The following is a 15,890-nucleotide window of genomic DNA, read 5'->3' as shown; positions in this document are numbered from 1 at the left end:
AACGAACCTTGAGCGTGCGAGGGCGTCCGATCTTGTGCATTCGCCGTTCGAGGTTTACCTGTGAAAGACGCCATTGCCCGCAAATACCGCCTGATCGTCAAAACCCTCGGCTACGTCGGTTGGTCGCTGTTCTGGCTGCTGATCTGGGACGTGCTGGTAACCATCGATTTCATGCTGTTCTTCAACAGCAAGTTCACCCTGCCCCTGATGCCACTGACCCTGCTCGGTTCAGCGCTGGTGGTACTGGTGAGCTTTCGCAACAGCAGCGCCTACAACCGCTGGTGGGAAGCGCGCACCTTGTGGGGCGGGTTGGTCAATAGTTCACGCAGTTTCGCACGCCAGGTGCTGACGCTGATCGATGATTTGGATGACGGCGTCAATCCGATCAAGACGACGTTGCTGCACCGCCATATCGCCTATGTGAACTGCCTGGCCGCACACCTTCGCGGCGAACCGTGCCCGGATGAACTGATGGCCTTCATCCCGCCCGAAGAATTCGCCCGGCGCAGCCGCTCGAACAACTTCGCCAACGACATCCTCACCGGCTCTGCGGCGCTGCTAACCCGCGAATACAAGGCCGGGCGCCTGGACAGCGTTCGCCTGGCGCGGCTGGAATCGACCCTGGTCGACCTGTCCAACAGCCAGGGCGGCATGGAGCGCATCGCCAACACACCGCTGCCCTACCCTTACGTGTATTTCCCGCGGCTGTTTATTTCGCTGTTCTGTTTGATCGTACCGATCGGGCTGGTCGAATCGCTGGGCTGGTTTACCCCGCTGGCGTCGACCGTGGTCGGGTTTATGCTGCTGGCCATCGAGCGCATCGGCACGGATTTGCAGAGCCCGTTCCGGATCAGTGAGCATCAGATTCAGATGGATAGCATCTGTGAAACCATCGAACGGAACCTGGAATCAATGCAGCGGGATGCGCAGTGCCTGTAGGAGCGGGCTTGCCCCGCGATCAATCCTGCAGCCGCCATCATGCGCAAGTTGCACTGGCCCCATCGCGGGGCAAGCCCGCTCCCACTAGTCCGGTGTGAATACCGCTGTTTCGCTGTTTCGTGTAGTCCATTTCCCAAGCATAATCCCCAGGCACTTCAGTTGTTGCGCCTGCGTCGCTAGCTGCCTAGTCTTGGCCGGTCGTTGCCAAATCAACGACCGGTTTTGACAGACCGTTTCACACTTAGGCGCTACAGCTGTCGATATGGCAGCTGTACGTGGGGCACATTCGTGTGCGCCGGGTTCCTAAGTCCCTGGTCTGTCAACCCGCGTACAGCTGCCACCCTTTCGTTTGACAGCGGCAGGTGGTAGCTCCGATGACTTAGGAGTTGACCATGCTGAAAATAGTCCCCGATCCCCCGCTTCTCCCCACCGATTCCCCTCATTGCCTTGAAGACATCCTCGTACAGGCCGGCGAGCATCTGACTTGTGCTTTGGATGTTGGCCAGCAAGCGGTGTTGTTGCATCCCGATTTGCATGGACAGGCGCTGGTGCGTACGGCCCTGCACGAGATGGAAGCTGCGCGCTGGCGAGTTGAACAGGCACTGGCCTGCGTTCCGGTAGCCCACTGATAGCAAGCGCTTCGCGCTCGCTCGCTGGCAAGGCCAGCTCACGCAGGGTTCGGCGAACACAGGTCCACTGTGGGGGCCGGCCTTGCCGGCGATTGGCGGCGCAGCCGACTCGAGGATCACTCCATGTGCACTGAAACAGTCGGCCCTGCAAGCCTTATCAGGTTGTCCGTGGGACTGGGTTTGCAACAAGCCGAGAACACATCCGCCAAAACCCAGTGATGATTTCCCCGGCGCGGCCGTTATCCTCAAGGTAAGCCCCTGCCCATGAGGTAACGATGTTTCAACAATGGAGCGAAATGCTGCAGCTCTACAAACGCAGCCGCCCGAACTATTGGCACGCCATCCGCAACAATCCGCTGGCCCCGCACCTGTTGCCGACCTGGCTGGTGGTGCTGGCAACCGTCCTGGTGGTCAGCGCCTCGTTCAGCGTGCAACAACACCCCCTAGGCCCGGTCACGGTGATGCTCAGCACCAGCCTGTGCATGTGGGCGATGTTGCTGGCCCGTGAGTACTTTGTCGCCGAGCAGTTCAAAAGCCTGTATCAACGCCACGCCATCGCCAGCCAGCCGCTGCTGCAGCGCGACAGCTACCTGCGCTACGCGCATTTCCTGCAGATGCTTGAGCAGAACGCTGTCAGTGCAGCCCAGGCTGGCGAGATCGCGGCGTTTGCAAAGATCTCCGAAAACCCGCCCAAGTCGTTGAACCTGACCCAGAACGCGATGTTCGTGGCGATCATCACCTTCCTCGCCACCATCGCCGCCGAGAAAGCCAAGCTCACCGAGCTGTGGGCGTTCGGCAAAGGCAACCTGGTCATCCTGTTGACCTTCGCCGTGTTGCTGGTGCTGTGGTTCGGCTTGATGGTGGTGCGTGATCACCTGCACTACAAGGAGCGGATCATCCGCTACCTGGAATGGGCCAGCCATGATCTGCCCAAGCCCTGATCATCCTGCGGCTTTCAAACCCGCACAAAGCGCTGCCGGAGCACATCGCTCAAGGCATCGACCAGCAGCACCAGCACCAGCATGGCGATGATCACCGTGCTGGCCCGGGCTTCCTGGAACAGGCTCAGGGTGGTGTAGAGCATCTGCCCCAGGCCGCCGGCACCGACAAAACCCAGCACGCTGGCCATGCGGATGTTGTTTTCCCAGCGGTACAGGCTGTAGGCAAGCATCTGCGGCCAGAGGTTAGGCAAGGTGCCGAAGCAGAATGCAGTGACCTGGCTGCCGCCTTGCAGACGAATGGCCGCAGCCGGCTCTGGCGGGGCGTTTTCCAGTGCCTCGGCGAACAGCCGGCCGAGAACACCTGAGGTGTGCAAAGCCAGGGCCAGGGTCCCGGCATTGGGCCCAAGGCCCGCGGCCAGGACAGTCAAGGCCGCCCACACCAGCTCTGGTATCGCGCGCAGGGCGTTAAGCAGCAGGCGCGCAACGCCTTGCAGCGGCCAGCCGAACCGCCCGGCGGCAGGCAAGGCCAGCATCAGCCCGAGCACCACCGCTAGCAAAGTACCCAGGCCCGACATGGCCAGGGTTTCCAATGCGCCCTTGGCGACCGCCCGCAGGTGCTCGGGGCTCAGCTCGGGGCTGAGGAAGCGCAGCGCATAAGCGCCCATCTGCCCTAGCCCGCCGTTGCCAAACAGCGCCTGCAGATCAAGTCTCAAGTAAGCGAACGAAGCTGCCACCGCCGCCACCAGTGCCAGCACCAGCGCGGTATTGATCAGCACTCTCATGCCAACCTCCCGCGCAGCAGGCGGCTGAGCTGGTCGGCCAGCCATACCAGCAACAGAAATGTCAGCAGCATGCTCGCCACCTCGGCGCCGGCGAACATGCGCATGGAGAGGTCGATCTGCTGGCCGAGCCCCCCTGCACCGACAAAACCCATCACCACCGAGGCACGGATCGCACACTCCCAGCGGTACACCGTATAAGACACCAGCTCCGCCGCCGCAGTCGGCAGGATGCCGTAGCAGAACGCGCTCAAGCGGCTGCTGCCGGTCTGCAACAAGGCATGCGCCGGGCGCTGGTCGACCGATTCGAAAATCTCGGCATAGACCTTGCCAAGCATGCCGCTGTAGGTGATGGCGATGGCCAGCACCCCGGCGGTCGGGCCCAGGCCCACGGCACGCACGAACAGCAGCGCCCAAACGATCTCCGGCACGCTGCGCAAAAAGATCAACAGGCCGCGCACCGGCAGACGCAGGGTGCGCGACCAGAATCCCAGGCGACCGCCACGGGAAGCGGCGCGCAACGACAGCGCCCGGCTGGCCAGCAGGCTGGCCGGGATCGCCAGCAGCAACGCCAGGGTCATGCCGGCGGTGGCTACGGCCAGGGTTTGCAAGGTGGCCTCAAGCAGCAGCCGAAGAAAGTCCGCTTCATGGGCTGGCGGCCAGAAGGCGCTGACAAAATTACCCATCTCCCGGCGGTTATCGGCCTGCAGAAGCACCCCAGGGTTGAGCTCGCTGAGGCGGATACCCGGCCACAGCAAGGCTATCGCCAGCAGCGCCAACAACAGCCTGGGCAACGCCGCCGGGTCACGGCGATCGGCCTTCAGCATCGGGGAATCTGCAGGTTCAAGGCCGGCAGCGGTAACGCCGGCGGCAGCAATTGCTCGTTGGCATACAAGGCATCGAGCATGGCGCTGGACACCTCGCTCGCCGGGCGGTCAAAGACGATGCGCCCCTCGCGAATACCGATAACCCGCGCAAAATGCGCCAGCGCCAGCTCTACCGCATGCAGGCTGGCGATCAGGGTCACGCGGCGTTCGCTGGCATGCTGGTTGAGGGTTTTCAGGCTGTGTTCGGCGAGCACCGGGTCCATCGCCGAGACCGGTTCGTCAGCCAGCAAAATCTGCGGTTGCTGGTACAACGCGCGGGCAATGCCGACCCGCTGCAACTGGCCACCGGACAATTGCCCGCACTGGACAAAAATCTTCTCGGCCATGCCAAGGGTCGTCAGCACCTCACGCACACCGGCGACATCCGTCGGGTGCAGCAGGTTGAGCAGCCCGCGCAAGGTGCTCCACTGTCCCAGGCGCCCGGCCAGCACTGCAGTTACCACCCGCTGGCGTGGTGGCAACGGCGGCGTCTGGTGGATCAGGGCGATGCGCGCGCGCAGGCGCTGAAGCGCAGCGGCCGACAAGCGCCAGGGTGTCACGCCGAGCAGCTCTACGTTGCCGGTACTGGGCGCGATGGCCGTGCCCAGCAGTTGCAGCAAGCTCGACTTGCCCGCGCCCGACGGGCCGATGATCGCCACCCGCTCGCCGGCGCCAACCTGCAGGTCGATGCCGTGCAGCGCCTGGACCTGGCCGTGGCGCAGGCTGGCGCCGCGCAAACGGATGGTCATTTCAGCAAGTCGGCGGCGCGCGCGGCCTCTTCGATGCCCTTGTAGTTATCCGGGCTGGTTTCGATGAAGCGGCTCGCAGCCTGCAGGTCGAGGATGACTTTGTCGTCAGGTTTGGCCGGATCAAGGTCGAGGAAGGCTTGCTTGATCCTGGCTTTGAGTGCCGGCTCGAGGCTGCCGCGCACGGTCCAGTTGTAGTCGTAGTAGCTTGGGGTGGTGGCGAACACCTTGACCTTGTTGGTATCGACCTTGCCTGCGGCCACCAGTTTGTCCCAGACGCTGGCGTTGAGCACGCCGGCGTCGACCTTGCCGGCCTGGACCCAGGCGGCAGTGGCGTCGTGGGCACCGGAATAAGCGACGCGGCTGAAGTAACTCTCCGGCTTGATGTTGTCATTCTTGAGCATGAAGTACCGCGGCATCAGGCTGCCCGAGGTGGACGAAACAGAACCGAAGGCAAAGGTCTTGCCCTTGAGGTCGGCAAGGCTCTTCACATCAGGATTGGCAGTGATGAATTTGCTGGTGAACTTGGCATCCTGTTCGCGCTGCACCAAAGGCGTGGCGGTCGGGTCCTTGAGATGTACCTGGACGAACGTAAAGCCGCCGAGCCAGGCCAGATCCAGGCGATCGGTGGCCAGCGCCTCGACCACCGCCGGGTAGTCGGCCACCGGCACAAACTGGATCTCCATCCCCAGCTTCTGCTCCAGGTACTCGCCCAATGGCTTGAACTTGCGCAGCAGTTCGGTCGGCGCTTCGTCAGGGATGGCACTGACTCGCAGTGTGTCGGCCGCCATGGCCAGGTAGGACGAGCACGACAATACCAGGCCGGCAAACAGCGCCAGGGGACGTTTGAGCATGGGGATTCTCCGGTTCAATAGCGGGGAAAGGGCCACACGGGCCACCCCGGAAATTATAAGAGGCATCGGCGTAAAGACCAGCTTTGCTACACTCGGGCCTTCACGAATTTTCGAGGTGCGTATGAGCGAGCCGATTCGCCTGACCCAGTACAGCCATGGCGCCGGCTGTGGCTGCAAGATCTCTCCGAAGATGCTCGAGGTGATCCTCGCCGAAAGCGGCACCCAGGCCCTGGACCCCAAGCTCTGGGTCGGCAACGCCTCGCGCGACGACGCAGCCGTCTACGCCCTCGATGACGAACGCGGTGTGGTTTCGACCACTGACTTTTTCATGCCCATCGTCGATGACCCCTATGACTTCGGCCGCATCGCCGCCACCAACGCCATCAGCGACATCTACGCCATGGGCGGTGACCCGCTGATGGCCATCGCCATTCTTGGCTGGCCGGTCAATGTGCTGGCCCCGGAAGTGGCCCGTGAAGTGATCCGTGGCGGCCGCGCCGTCTGCGCCGAGGCCGGTATTCCACTCGCCGGGGGCCACTCCATCGATGCCCCCGAGCCGATCTTCGGCCTGGCCGTGACCGGCGTGGTGCAAAAGCGCCACATGAAGCGCAACGATACCGCCACCGTCGGTTGTCGCCTGTACCTGACCAAGCCGCTGGGCATCGGTATCCTCACCACCGCCGAGAAGAAGGCCAAGCTGCGCGACCAGGACAAGGGCCTGGCCCGCGACTGGATGTGCACCTTGAACACCCCGGGCAGCCGCTTCGGCAAGCTGGCCGGGGTCAAGGCCATGACCGACGTCACCGGCTTCGGCCTGCTCGGCCACCTGGTGGAACTGGCCGACGGCAGCGGCCTCAGCGCCCGCCTGAACTACAGCGCGGTGCCCCGCCTGCCGAGCGTTGAGCACTACCTGAGTGAGGGCTGCGTTCCGGGCGGCACCCTGCGCAACTTCGACAGCTATGGCGAAAAAATCGCCGCGCTGAGCGACGAGCAAAAGCACCTACTGTGCGACCCGCAAACCAGCGGCGGCCTGCTGGTGGCGGTGGCGCCAGAGGGTGAAGCGGAGTTTCTCGCCGTGGCCGGCGAACTGGGCCTGAACCTGGCGCCAATCGGCGAGCTGGTCGAGCGACAGAGCCATGCAGTTGAGGTGCTTTGATGCGCGACAACTGCACCGACTACCGCCAGCTGTTTCTTAACGATGTAGCCATGATGGACATGCGCGCCCCGGTCGAATTCAGCAAGGGCGCCTTCCCCCACGTGATCAACCTGCCGCTGATGAACGACCTTGAACGGCAGAAGGTCGGCACCTGCTACAAGCAGCAGGGCCAGCAGGCCGCCATCGACCTCGGCCATCAACTGGTCAGCGGCCCGCTCAAGGACCAACGCATTGCCGCCTGGGCAGCCTTCGCCCGGGCCAACCCCGAGGGTTACCTCTACTGCTTTCGCGGCGGCCTGCGCTCGCAGATCGCCCAGCAGTGGCTCAAGGCTGAAGCCGGCATCCACTACCCCAAGGTGGTCGGCGGCTACAAGGCGATGCGCAACTTCCTGCTGCATACCACCCAGCAAGCGGTAACCGACTGTGACTTCGTGCTGATCGGCGGCCTCACCGGCACCGGCAAGACCGAGGTCCTGCAAACGCTGGACAATGCGCTTGACCTGGAAGGCCACGCCAATCACCGCGGCTCAAGCTTCGGCAAACGCGCTACCGGCCAGCCGGCGCAGATCGACTTCGAGAACCAGCTGGCCATCGACGTACTGAAAAAACGCGCACGCGGCGTCGAGCAATTTGTACTCGAAGATGAGGGCCGCATCGTCGGCAGTTGCACCCTGCCGCTGGAGCTTTACCAGGGCATGCAGCACTACCCGCTGGTGTGGCTGGAAGACAGCTTTGACAACCGGGTCGAGCGGATTCTGCGCGATTACGTAATCGACCTGAGCGCCGAGTTCGTTGCCTTGCACGGGGATGAAAACGGCCTGCCGCAGTTTGCCGAACGCCTGACCCAAAGCATGGCCAACATCCTCAAGCGCCTCGGCGGCGAGCGTTATCAGCGGTTGTCGGCGTTACTCGAGCAAGCGCTGCAAGAGCAGCTTCACACGGGTGAGGTGGACCTGCACCGAGCCTGGATCAGCGGCCTGCTCAACGAGTACTACGACCCGATGTACGCCTACCAGCGCCAGAGCAAGGCCGAGCGTATCGAGTTTGCCGGCGACCAGCGCGAAGTGCGCGAGTACCTGCGTGCTCGCGCCACCCGGCGCTGACCTTAAGGCTGCAGCAAGGCCTGCAGTTCATCGGCGCGGTCGCGGGTACTGCCGAGGATGCAACCGGCACCATTGAGCTGATCCATGGTGCCGCCAGTGAGGCTGTAATACAGGTTGCAGTTGGCGTCGCGGTACTTGATCCAGGCCCGCTGGGCTTCACGCAGCTGGGTTTGCTGCGGCCCTTCGAGGCCGGCCATGGCCTTTTTGTAGGCACTGTTGAGGCGGCTGTCCTGGCGCTTGATCTCGGCGCCGTTGCAGTTGTTCATGGCCAGGGTGGATTCGGCGGTTTTCATGCAGGCGCTGTAGGCCTGTGAGTATTCATCCTGGGCCTGGGCTATTGAAGAACAACAGACCAACAGGCCGACAAGCAAAAATGGATGTTTCATTCTGCGGACTCCTTCTTGGGTGGGAGCGGCGGTGCGACGCCTCGACTTGCCCCGCGATCAGGCCGGCCATATTGACACACCTGCATCACCTTCTCGCGCAACCAGCGATGCCCCGCCTCCCCTTCGCGGCGCTGATGCCAGGCCTGCTGGAAGGCAAAGGGTTTGATTGCCAATGGTGGCGCAAACCTGCGCAGGCGTGAATCCAGCGCACCGCTGTCCAGGCTGCGGCGGGCCACGGTCAGGATCAGGTCGGTGCCGGCAATCACTTCCTGGGCCGCGGTCCAATGGGGCAAGGCCAGCGCCACCCGGCGCCGGGCACCGATGCCCTGGAGCGCCAGGTCAATCTCGTTGTCGATACCCGGACGCACTGCCACCAGCACATGCGGCCGTGCCAGCCACGCATCCAGGCTCAGGCCGCCCCGCACAGGCAAACTGCTGCGATCGGCGATGCAGGTGAAGGACTCTTCGAACAGCGTCTGCGCCCGCAGCTCCTCGGCCATTTGCGGAAACACCGCCAGAGCCAGGTCGGCCTCGCCGTCGAACAGCTGGCCGAGCATGGCCTCACGGCTGCCCTGGGTGACAATCAGATCGATCCCCGGCGCCTCTTCGCGCAACATGCGCATCAAGCCGGGCAACACTACCCGCGCGCCGTAATCAGACATCGCCAGACCAAAACTGCGCTGCGCCCGACGCGGGTCGAAACCGGGGCTGCCGAGCAAGCCGTCGAGCTGCTCCAGCGCCTGCTGCAAAGGCTCGATCAGGGCCTGGGCGCGCGCCGTGGCGTGCAGACGACCACCGCGACGCACCAGCAACGGATCACCGAACAGCTCACGCAGTTGCGCCAGGGCATGGCTGACCGCCGGCTGGCTACGATGCAGGCGCAAGGCCGCGCGCGAGACATGCTGCTCGGCCAGCAGCGCGTGCAGGGTCAACAGCAGGTTGAGGTCGATCCGGCGCAGATCATCCATCAGACGAATAACTCCTGTGCAGCATTCGAATTTCCATTATTGGGATGGATAGCAAAGACTTTGGCAAGCCACTTTTGAGAGCCATGCCATGAACCTGCCCGCTATTACCGCCACCTTGCTGCCCCTGACCATCGCCCTGCTGGCCGGCGCCGCCGTGCCTTTCCAGGCCGGCAGCAACGCAGCGCTCGGCCGCCTGCTCGGGCACCCGTTGTGGGCGTCGCTGGTGTCGTTGGCGGTGAGTGTGCTGATGGTGATCCCGGCACTGCTGGTTTTGCGGGCGCCGCTGCCGCAACTCAATGCCTTGGCCCAAGCGCCCTGGTGGGCCTGGTTGGGCGGCGTTGCCGGGGTTGCCTACATCACCGCCGCACTGGTGCTGACGCCAAGGCTGGGCGCCGCCGGCTTCATCGTTTGCGTAATTGCCGGGCAGGTGCTGTCGTCGTTGATCATCGACCAATGGGGCCTGATGGGTTTGCCCGAACGCCCGGTCAACGGCCTGCGCCTGGCCGGGGTCGGGCTGATCGTGGTCGGCATGCTGGTAGTGCAGTGGGGAACCTCGGCGTCCGCCCGCTAGATGGCGTCCTTGTCGATCTCGATCGGTGGTGGCGGCGGTTCGATCACTTTCTTTATCTGAAAGTGCAGGCTGGGGGTCTGGATGGCGTAGACGATGACAATGTTCAATACGATTGCCAGGCCGCCATCCAGCCAATTCCAACCGGGTAGCTGCGCGCCCTTGAACCCCTGCCAACACCACCAGGCCTGCATGACGCAGAAGAAGCTGATCGACAGCAACCAGAGGTAATAACCCGGGCCAAAACCGGTAACGTCGAGAAAGCTGTAACTGTGATTGTCGGGCAGGCGCTCCACCATCAAGGCACTGAGGCCCAGGTACAGGGCGCCGAGGCCAAGCACCAGGGCCAGCCAGCGCCAGCGCCGGTGCACAAGGATCGCCAGCCCCAGCAACGGGTTGGCAAACCAGCCGTAGATCTGCATGACGATGCCCCAAGGCCCGAGCAACAGCACCTGCAGGGCATGCAAAGAGCCATCGGCCGACAGGTGAATGGCCTTGCAACTCAGGCTCAGCAGGTACAGCGCCAGGGTGATCGCAACGTAAAAGCGGGCCATCAATTGCCTCCACATTCAATGCACGAGGTTGGCTCGGGGGCCGAGCGAAACGGCACTTTACTCCAGGGCGTGAAGGCCAGCGGCACGGTCAACACGATGCCGGCGACCAGCCCCCAGGCCGGCCAGCCCAGCAGCGGCACCTTGCTGCTGTCCGCAGGTTCGTGGCGGTAACGCCACTGGCCGAGAATGAACACCAGCATCGCCAGCAGCCACACGTAGTAACCGATCAGCAGCCCCGGTCCGTTGGGCGAATCAGGCACCGGGGTCAAGCCGAGCCAGCCCAGCGGCACCATCAGGCCACTGAGCGCCAACGCCGCGCAGCCCAGGTACAGGGCTACCTGCGGCTTGGTCCGGTGCATCACCAGGGCGGCGAAATACAGTGGGTTGGCAAACCAGAAGGACCCGTTCAACACCCCCAGGGCCAGGGCGTGCATGCCGCGCATTACATCGTGCTCACGGGCGCAGGCCTGGAGGAACAGGCTGGTGAGGTAGCAGACCAGGCTTAAGGTCAGATAATTGAACGGCACCAGGCAATCCTTGCTGGTAAAAGAGCGCGCGACAATAGCGCAGACCGGTGGCCTGCGCAAAGTCGCCCGGCGCTTAGTAGGTGCCGCGCAGGGTCAGCATGAAGTTGCGGGGGTCGCCGTAGTAGTTGCCATAGGTGGAGGTTCCCACGGTCTGGTAGTACTTCTTGTCGAACAGGTTGTTGCCGTTGAGGGTCAGGTCCCAGTGCTCGTCGACCTTGTACTCGACCAGTGCACTCCAGGTCGCATACCCCCCTTGGGTGAAGTCGAACGGCACATCACGCTCGGCGATCGAACCATCGCCATTGAAACGGTTGGTGGTGCCGGATACGTAAGTCGCGCTCTGCGCCTGCACGCCGCCACCAACCTTGAAGTCCTGCAACACACCCGGCAGCCGGTAAGTGGTGTAGAGCTTGAACAGGTGCTTGGGCATCACCGTGCTCAGCGAGGTATTGGCACTGCGGTTGCGATTGAGGTTGAAGGTATAGCCACCGATCAGCATCCAGTCCGGCAGCAGTTCCCCCGACGCTTCAATATCGATGCCCTTGCTGACCACTTCACCGTTGTCCAGGTAGCGGCAGCTGCCGGCAAACAGATTGCTCGCCGAGGTGAAGCGCGGGTCACGCACCGCTTCGTTTTCACGGGTGGTGTAGTACAAGGCAATGTTGGTGTTCAACGCGCCGTCGAACAGCTCGCCCTTGAGGCCGGTCTCGTAGGTCTTGCCGGTCATCGGCTGCAACGGGCTGCCCGGTTGCGGGCCGGCCAGCTTGTTGGCCTGCGGCTTGTAGATCTGCGAGTAGCTGGCGTAGGCCGACCACTGCTCATCAAGGTCATAGACCACACCACCAAACGGCGTGAGCTTGGTGCCGATGCGCTGGTCGACTTGCGAAGCCACGTTCCATTGCTCGCCGGTGCGGGTCTGGTACATCTGCTCGAAGTGGTAACGCTGGGCGCGGGCACCGAGGATCAGGTGCAGCGGTTCGGCCAGTTGCAGGCGCAGGCTGGAGTAAAGGCCGTACTGACGCTGGGCGTTGGGGTTGTAGTCGCGGCTGTAGTCGGTGTGGTTGGCAGGCTCTGGCCAGGGCGTGGCGTCGGGGTCGAAGACATTCACCGGCCCGCCAAAGCCAGGATGCGGCGCAGTACCCAGCCAGCGGCTGTCGATGCGCTGGTAGTCAGCCCCCAGCACCAACTGGTGATCCAGGCCAAAGGCCTGGAAGTTGCCGGCCAGGTTGACATCGTACAGGTGCTGTTCGTTTTCCTGGCGGCTCTGGGTACCGTACCAGGTCACGCCGCTGCCGCTGATCGGGTCAACCGCATTGAGGGTCGACGCGGTCTTGAACCAGGACACATCCCAGATGTTGGTGTACGACAGGTTGAGTTTCCAGTCGTCGTTGAAGCGATGGTCGACCTTGGCGAAATACTCGCGCGCCGTGGTGTCGGTGAATGCCCAGGACTGGGTCAGGCCGGTGTGCCGTGGCAGGCCCAGATCGGCGCCATTGCTGTAGCGCGGCACAGCGGCGTTGGTGCCGTTCTCATGGGACTTGTTGTAGCGCACGCCGAAGGTGAGCATGGTGTCATCGCTCATGTCGGCTTCCATCACGCCGTACACCAGCGGCTTTTCCGTGCTGCGCTTGTCGATGAAGTACTGGCGGTCGGTGTTGGCTACCACCAGGCGCCCACGCAAGCGGCCGTCCCAGCCCATGGGCCCGGTGATGTCGAGTTCCTGGCGATAGTTGTCCCAGCTGCCGGCCGACAGGCTCAGTTTGAGCTGGTTCTCGGACATCGGCCGCTTGCGCACCATGTTGATGATTCCGCCCGGGTCGCCCGAGCCGCCGAACAAGGCCCCGCTACCACGCAGCACCTCGACGTGGTCGAACTCGGCCAGGTCGAAGATGTTCGACGAATAGAACGAGCCCATGGCCGTGCCCAGCGCCTGCGGGGCGGCGCCATCGATCTGCAGGTTCTGGATGGAAAAGCCGCGCGAGATGAAATCCTGGATGCGGAAAGTCGTGCTCTGGGTAATCACTCCCGGTGTCGCCTTCATCGCTTCGTTGATGTCGGTGAGCTGCTGGTCTTCGATCAGCTGACGGGTGATCACCGCCACCGACTGCGGCGTTTCGCGCAGGCTGGTCGGTGACTTGGAGCCTACGCTGATCAGCCCCGGCGCATAGGAGCCGGTATTTTCCGTACTTTCGCCCATGCCCTGGCCGGCCACCGTGGTAACCCCCAGCTCCAGCACCTGGGCTGCCGGTGCAGCGGCTTGCGGCAGCAACACATAACCGTTGTCACCCTGGGCAATACGGTAGCCGCTGCCCTCGAGCAAGCGGGCAAAACCGTCTTCAAGGGCGAAGCTGCCCTGCAGGCCGGCTGTGTTACGCCCCGCCAGGTCAGCCGGATCGAAGGCCAGGGCGACGCCGGCTTGCTGGGCGAAGCGGTTGAGCGCTGTGCTCAGCGCACCGGCAGGCACGTCGAAGCGCTGTTGTTGACCCTGGGCCATTGCTGGCACAGCGACTGCAGTCAGCAGCAGGCCGCTGCAGGCCAGCTGTACACAGAGCGCCAGAGGGCTCAAAACGGGGCGGCCAGTAAATCGGCGCATGGTGAAAAGGCTCCTTGTTTAATCATGTTGGCTTCTAGAAGGACGGGCCAAGATGAGAATGAGGAACCAGTCGCGAACAATTACTTATCAGCACTGCGGCGCTCGATACGCGTCCACCAGGCCGTATGCGAATGAATCGATATCGGCAGCACTTCAGCCAGCAGCTGCAGGGCCCGCTCGCTGTCGTCCAGCGGCAGCACTGCCGACACCCGCAGATCAGCCAGCGCCTTGCGGTCGAAGCTCAGATGGCCGCGGCGCTGGCGGGCCAGGGCATCGAGGACATCCACCAGCGGCGATTGCTCAACCACCAGTTGATGACGCTGCCAGGCCTGGTCAACGCTGGCCGGATCAATACTGGCCAGCAGCCCCAGGTCATCCCGGCGAACCCAGGCCCGCCCGCCTTTGGCCACCGCCAGCGACTTGTCCTGCTCGGCACTGCGCACCATCACCTGGGATTCGAGCATGGTCAGTTCGCTGCCGGCACCGCCACGGGCAACCACGAAGCGCGTGCCCAGGGCCTGGAACGTGCCGTCGGCGGTGGCCACCACGAAAGGCCGGCTGCTGTCGTGCGCGACATCCACCAGCACCTTGCCGCGCAACAGTTCGATACGCCGCTCGTGGGCGCTGAAGCGCAAGTCCAGGGCCGAGTTGCCTTCGAGGATGACCCGCGTGCCGTCGCTTAGCCTGTGGCTCTGCCATTGCGCCGGCGCGGTGTGCAGGTCGGCCAGCAAGTTTTGCGGATGCCAGCCGGACAGGCTCAGGGGCACGCCCAGTGCTGCCAGCAAAGCCAGGCCCAACAGCACCCGTCGTGGGTACTGCGCACGCCGCTGGGCATTTGCAGGCGTGCGCAGTGCGGCGCGCACCGGCTGGCGTTGCGGGCGCAGGCTATGCATCTGTTCGAGGATCGCCTGCATGCGAGTGAAGGTGGCTTCATGGCGAGCGTCCTGCCGACGCCAGGCATCCAGCGCCTGGCGCTCTGCCTCACTCAGCTCACCCTCGCCCAGGCGCAAAATCCATTCGGCGGCGTGCTGCTCGATTGACGCTTGGGCCGTCATCGGCAATCAAACATTAACGGCCTGGTGGCAATGCACCAGGGCCTGCATCAGGTACTTGCGCACCATGCGTGGCGAAACCTGCAGGCGCTCGGCGATCTGCACCTGGCTCAGCTCGTCCAGGTAATAGTCGACAAAGGCTTGGCGGGCCTTTTCATGCAAGCCCTCGAGCATGAAGGTAATCTGCTCCAGCGCCTCCAGGGTCAGGAGGATCTGCTCGGGCGACTGGTGGCCCTCCATGACCTCGACAGTCAGGGCCAGTTCGCGCAGGTAGGCGTCTTCGATCTGCTGGCGACGTGCCCGATCGATGATCAGGCGTCGCGCCGTGGTACTGAGGAAGGCACGCGGCTCGCGAATACCCAGGAGCGTGTCGCGCGAGCCGAGGATGCGTACAAAGGTGTCCTGTGCCAGGTCCGCCGCATGCTGTGAACAGCGCAACTTGCGCCGCAGCCAGTTGAACAACCAGCCATGGTGCTCGCAATACAGCGTATGGATCGCGCGTTGCAGCGGCGGCTCGGCGACGGACATGGCGCACTCGCAAGTGTGTAAGTGAGAATTGTTCCGAATAATATCCAGATGCCCGACCGCAACGCAACCGCAAGGCAGCGGTCAGGATTCAACCGTCCAGCGGCGCCTGATCGAGCAGCAGCCCGTACAGCCCCGAGTCCGAAAGCTCTCCGGCCACGCACCAGCGCTGGCGCAACAGCCCTTCAAGGACGAAACCCTGGCGCTCCAGGGTACGCGCCGACCCCTGGTTGCGCGGGTCGATCTCGGCCTCCAGCCGGCGCAGGTGCAGGCCATGGGCCAGGTAATCGATGAAACAGGTCAGCGCCTCGTCCATGTAGCCACGGCCCTGCGCGCAGCTGGCCAGGCAATAGCCGATTTCGCCACGGCACGAGGTGGGCTCCAGGTTGAACAGCTGGGTCATGCCGATCAGCTCGCCATTGTCGCGCCGATAGATTCCCAGCTTGAGCATCTGCCCGGCGGCGTATGCGTCGCGGTCTTCGGCCAGTGCTGCCTGGGCCTCTGCCAGCACTTGCCAGGGGCCGTGGTTCCAGTAACGCATGACCTGCGGATCGGCCATGATGGCAAACCACGCCGCAGCATCCTCGGCCACCATCGGGCGCAGTTGCAGGCGCGGGCTTTCGAGGCACAGGTCAGCGGGAAAACTGTACATGCGGGTCACGCGGGACCTCCTGTCCGATTCATCAACCCGGCAGTGTAACCCT

17 protein-coding genes and 1 pseudogene are annotated in these 15,890 nt (G+C 63.5%); 6 read left to right on the top strand and 12 right to left on the bottom strand.

Annotated elements, in window-relative coordinates:
- Window positions 1–60 precede the first annotated feature (60 nt).
- The 3 genes from LOY54_RS04330 (at window position 61) to LOY54_RS04320 (ending at window position 2,509) form a co-directional block, all read left to right on the top strand.
- Window positions 61–939 carry a bestrophin family protein gene (locus LOY54_RS04330; RefSeq protein WP_258609450.1) on the top strand — a complete coding sequence of 293 codons (879 nt, stop codon included), beginning with the start codon at window positions 61–63 and terminating at the stop codon, window positions 937–939.
- Between the two features lie 392 nt (window positions 940–1,331).
- On the top strand, window positions 1,332–1,568 hold the full coding sequence (locus tag LOY54_RS04325) for a hypothetical protein (protein WP_258609448.1): 237 nt from the start codon (window positions 1,332–1,334) through the stop codon (window positions 1,566–1,568).
- Window positions 1,569–1,843: 275 nt separating this feature from the next.
- On the top strand, window positions 1,844–2,509 hold the full coding sequence (locus tag LOY54_RS04320) for a hypothetical protein (protein ID WP_093388073.1): 666 nt from the start codon (window positions 1,844–1,846) through the stop codon (window positions 2,507–2,509).
- Window positions 2,510–2,523: 14 nt separating this feature from the next.
- Here LOY54_RS04320 and phnE read toward each other — a convergent pair whose 3' ends face one another.
- The 4 genes and pseudogenes from phnE to LOY54_RS04300 all read right to left on the bottom strand — a co-directional run bounded on the left by phnE (window position 2,524) and on the right by LOY54_RS04300 (window position 5,754).
- A complete protein-coding gene (gene phnE / locus LOY54_RS04315; protein ID WP_258609446.1) occupies window positions 2,524–3,291 on the bottom strand; it encodes a phosphonate ABC transporter, permease protein PhnE in 768 nt (255 codons plus the stop codon).
- Complete coding sequence (locus LOY54_RS04310; protein ID WP_213602383.1) at window positions 3,288–4,115, bottom strand: ABC transporter permease; 828 nt, start codon at window positions 4,113–4,115, stop codon at window positions 3,288–3,290. Before LOY54_RS04310 ends, phnE begins: the two co-directional genes overlap by 4 nt.
- A gap of 253 nt (window positions 4,116–4,368) precedes the next feature.
- Window positions 4,369–4,903: pseudogene (locus LOY54_RS04305) on the bottom strand (phosphonate ABC transporter ATP-binding protein); the annotation flags it as partial.
- The gene (locus LOY54_RS04300) at window positions 4,900–5,754 is read right to left on the bottom strand and encodes a putative selenate ABC transporter substrate-binding protein (RefSeq protein ID WP_258609438.1); all 855 of its coding nucleotides are present in this window, start codon (window positions 5,752–5,754) and stop codon (window positions 4,900–4,902) included. The pseudogene LOY54_RS04305 and the gene LOY54_RS04300, both read right to left, overlap by 4 nt.
- Window positions 5,755–5,875: 121 nt before the next feature.
- Here LOY54_RS04300 and selD point away from each other — a divergent pair, with 121 nt between their 5' ends.
- Both selD and mnmH read left to right on the top strand, forming a co-directional pair.
- Entirely contained in the window at window positions 5,876–6,910 is a 1,035-nt protein-coding gene (gene selD, locus LOY54_RS04295) for a selenide, water dikinase SelD (protein WP_045196165.1), read from the top strand.
- The gene (mnmH, locus tag LOY54_RS04290; protein WP_258609436.1) at window positions 6,910–8,013 is read left to right on the top strand and encodes a tRNA 2-selenouridine(34) synthase MnmH; all 1,104 of its coding nucleotides are present in this window, start codon (window positions 6,910–6,912) and stop codon (window positions 8,011–8,013) included. The genes selD and mnmH overlap by 1 nt, the downstream gene beginning before the upstream one ends.
- A gap of 2 nt (window positions 8,014–8,015) precedes the next feature.
- Here mnmH and LOY54_RS04285 read toward each other — a convergent pair whose 3' ends face one another.
- Window positions 8,016–8,399 (bottom strand): lysozyme inhibitor LprI family protein, encoded by a 384-nt coding sequence (locus LOY54_RS04285; RefSeq protein ID WP_093388055.1) that lies wholly within the window; start codon window positions 8,397–8,399, stop codon window positions 8,016–8,018.
- Entirely contained in the window at window positions 8,396–9,367 is a 972-nt protein-coding gene (locus LOY54_RS04280; RefSeq protein ID WP_258609433.1) for a LysR family transcriptional regulator, read from the bottom strand. Before LOY54_RS04280 ends, LOY54_RS04285 begins: the two co-directional genes overlap by 4 nt.
- An 88-nt stretch (window positions 9,368–9,455) precedes the next feature.
- Between LOY54_RS04280 and LOY54_RS04275 the strand changes: the two genes are divergently transcribed.
- On the top strand, window positions 9,456–9,938 hold the full coding sequence (locus tag LOY54_RS04275) for a DMT family transporter (protein WP_045196159.1): 483 nt from the start codon (window positions 9,456–9,458) through the stop codon (window positions 9,936–9,938).
- On the opposite strand, the gene LOY54_RS04270 is transcribed toward LOY54_RS04275, so the two are convergent.
- From LOY54_RS04270 to LOY54_RS04245, 6 genes are all read right to left on the bottom strand, one after another.
- The gene (locus LOY54_RS04270) at window positions 9,935–10,489 is read right to left on the bottom strand and encodes a hypothetical protein (RefSeq protein WP_258609431.1); all 555 of its coding nucleotides are present in this window, start codon (window positions 10,487–10,489) and stop codon (window positions 9,935–9,937) included. The two genes, LOY54_RS04275 and LOY54_RS04270, sit on opposite strands and share 4 nt — an antisense overlap.
- Window positions 10,489–11,016, bottom strand: a complete 528-nt coding sequence (locus LOY54_RS04265) for a hypothetical protein (RefSeq protein WP_258609429.1) — start codon at window positions 11,014–11,016, stop codon at window positions 10,489–10,491. Before LOY54_RS04265 ends, LOY54_RS04270 begins: the two co-directional genes overlap by 1 nt.
- Before the next feature lie 73 nt (window positions 11,017–11,089).
- Complete coding sequence (locus LOY54_RS04260; RefSeq protein WP_258609427.1) at window positions 11,090–13,609, bottom strand: TonB-dependent receptor; 2,520 nt, start codon at window positions 13,607–13,609, stop codon at window positions 11,090–11,092.
- A gap of 80 nt (window positions 13,610–13,689) precedes the next feature.
- Entirely contained in the window at window positions 13,690–14,664 is a 975-nt protein-coding gene (locus LOY54_RS04255) for a FecR domain-containing protein (RefSeq protein WP_258609425.1), read from the bottom strand.
- Between the two features lie 6 nt (window positions 14,665–14,670).
- A complete protein-coding gene (locus LOY54_RS04250; protein ID WP_045196152.1) occupies window positions 14,671–15,189 on the bottom strand; it encodes a sigma-70 family RNA polymerase sigma factor in 519 nt (172 codons plus the stop codon).
- Between the two features lie 88 nt (window positions 15,190–15,277).
- Complete coding sequence (locus tag LOY54_RS04245; RefSeq protein ID WP_258609423.1) at window positions 15,278–15,847, bottom strand: GNAT family N-acetyltransferase; 570 nt, start codon at window positions 15,845–15,847, stop codon at window positions 15,278–15,280.
- Between the last annotated feature and the right edge of the window lie 43 nt (window positions 15,848–15,890).

Origin of the sequence: Pseudomonas sp. B21-032, from assembly GCF_024748965.1 — a bacterium.
In the GTDB taxonomy this organism is placed as follows: domain Bacteria; phylum Pseudomonadota; class Gammaproteobacteria; order Pseudomonadales; family Pseudomonadaceae; genus Aquipseudomonas.
Note: the sequence above shows the minus strand (reverse complement) of the source record. Positions and strands in the feature narration are given on the sequence as shown.

Coding starts and splice junctions, on each gene's coding strand:
- LOY54_RS04275 (WP_045196159.1), top strand. CDS start 9,456: ATGAACCTGCCCGCTATTACCGCCACCTTGCTGCCCCTGACCATCGCC.
- LOY54_RS04320 (WP_093388073.1), top strand. CDS start 1,844: ATGTTTCAACAATGGAGCGAAATGCTGCAGCTCTACAAACGCAGCCGC.
- selD (WP_045196165.1), top strand. CDS start 5,876: ATGAGCGAGCCGATTCGCCTGACCCAGTACAGCCATGGCGCCGGCTGT.
- mnmH (WP_258609436.1), top strand. CDS start 6,910: ATGCGCGACAACTGCACCGACTACCGCCAGCTGTTTCTTAACGATGTA.
- LOY54_RS04270 (WP_258609431.1), bottom strand. CDS start 10,489: ATGGCCCGCTTTTACGTTGCGATCACCCTGGCGCTGTACCTGCTGAGC.
- phnE (WP_258609446.1), bottom strand. CDS start 3,291: ATGAGAGTGCTGATCAATACCGCGCTGGTGCTGGCACTGGTGGCGGCG.
- LOY54_RS04325 (WP_258609448.1), top strand. CDS start 1,332: ATGCTGAAAATAGTCCCCGATCCCCCGCTTCTCCCCACCGATTCCCCT.
- LOY54_RS04280 (WP_258609433.1), bottom strand. CDS start 9,367: ATGGATGATCTGCGCCGGATCGACCTCAACCTGCTGTTGACCCTGCAC.
- LOY54_RS04285 (WP_093388055.1), bottom strand. CDS start 8,399: ATGAAACATCCATTTTTGCTTGTCGGCCTGTTGGTCTGTTGTTCTTCA.
- LOY54_RS04300 (WP_258609438.1), bottom strand. CDS start 5,754: ATGCTCAAACGTCCCCTGGCGCTGTTTGCCGGCCTGGTATTGTCGTGC.
- LOY54_RS04250 (WP_045196152.1), bottom strand. CDS start 15,189: ATGTCCGTCGCCGAGCCGCCGCTGCAACGCGCGATCCATACGCTGTAT.
- LOY54_RS04260 (WP_258609427.1), bottom strand. CDS start 13,609: ATGCGCCGATTTACTGGCCGCCCCGTTTTGAGCCCTCTGGCGCTCTGT.
- LOY54_RS04255 (WP_258609425.1), bottom strand. CDS start 14,664: ATGACGGCCCAAGCGTCAATCGAGCAGCACGCCGCCGAATGGATTTTG.
- LOY54_RS04310 (WP_213602383.1), bottom strand. CDS start 4,115: ATGCTGAAGGCCGATCGCCGTGACCCGGCGGCGTTGCCCAGGCTGTTG.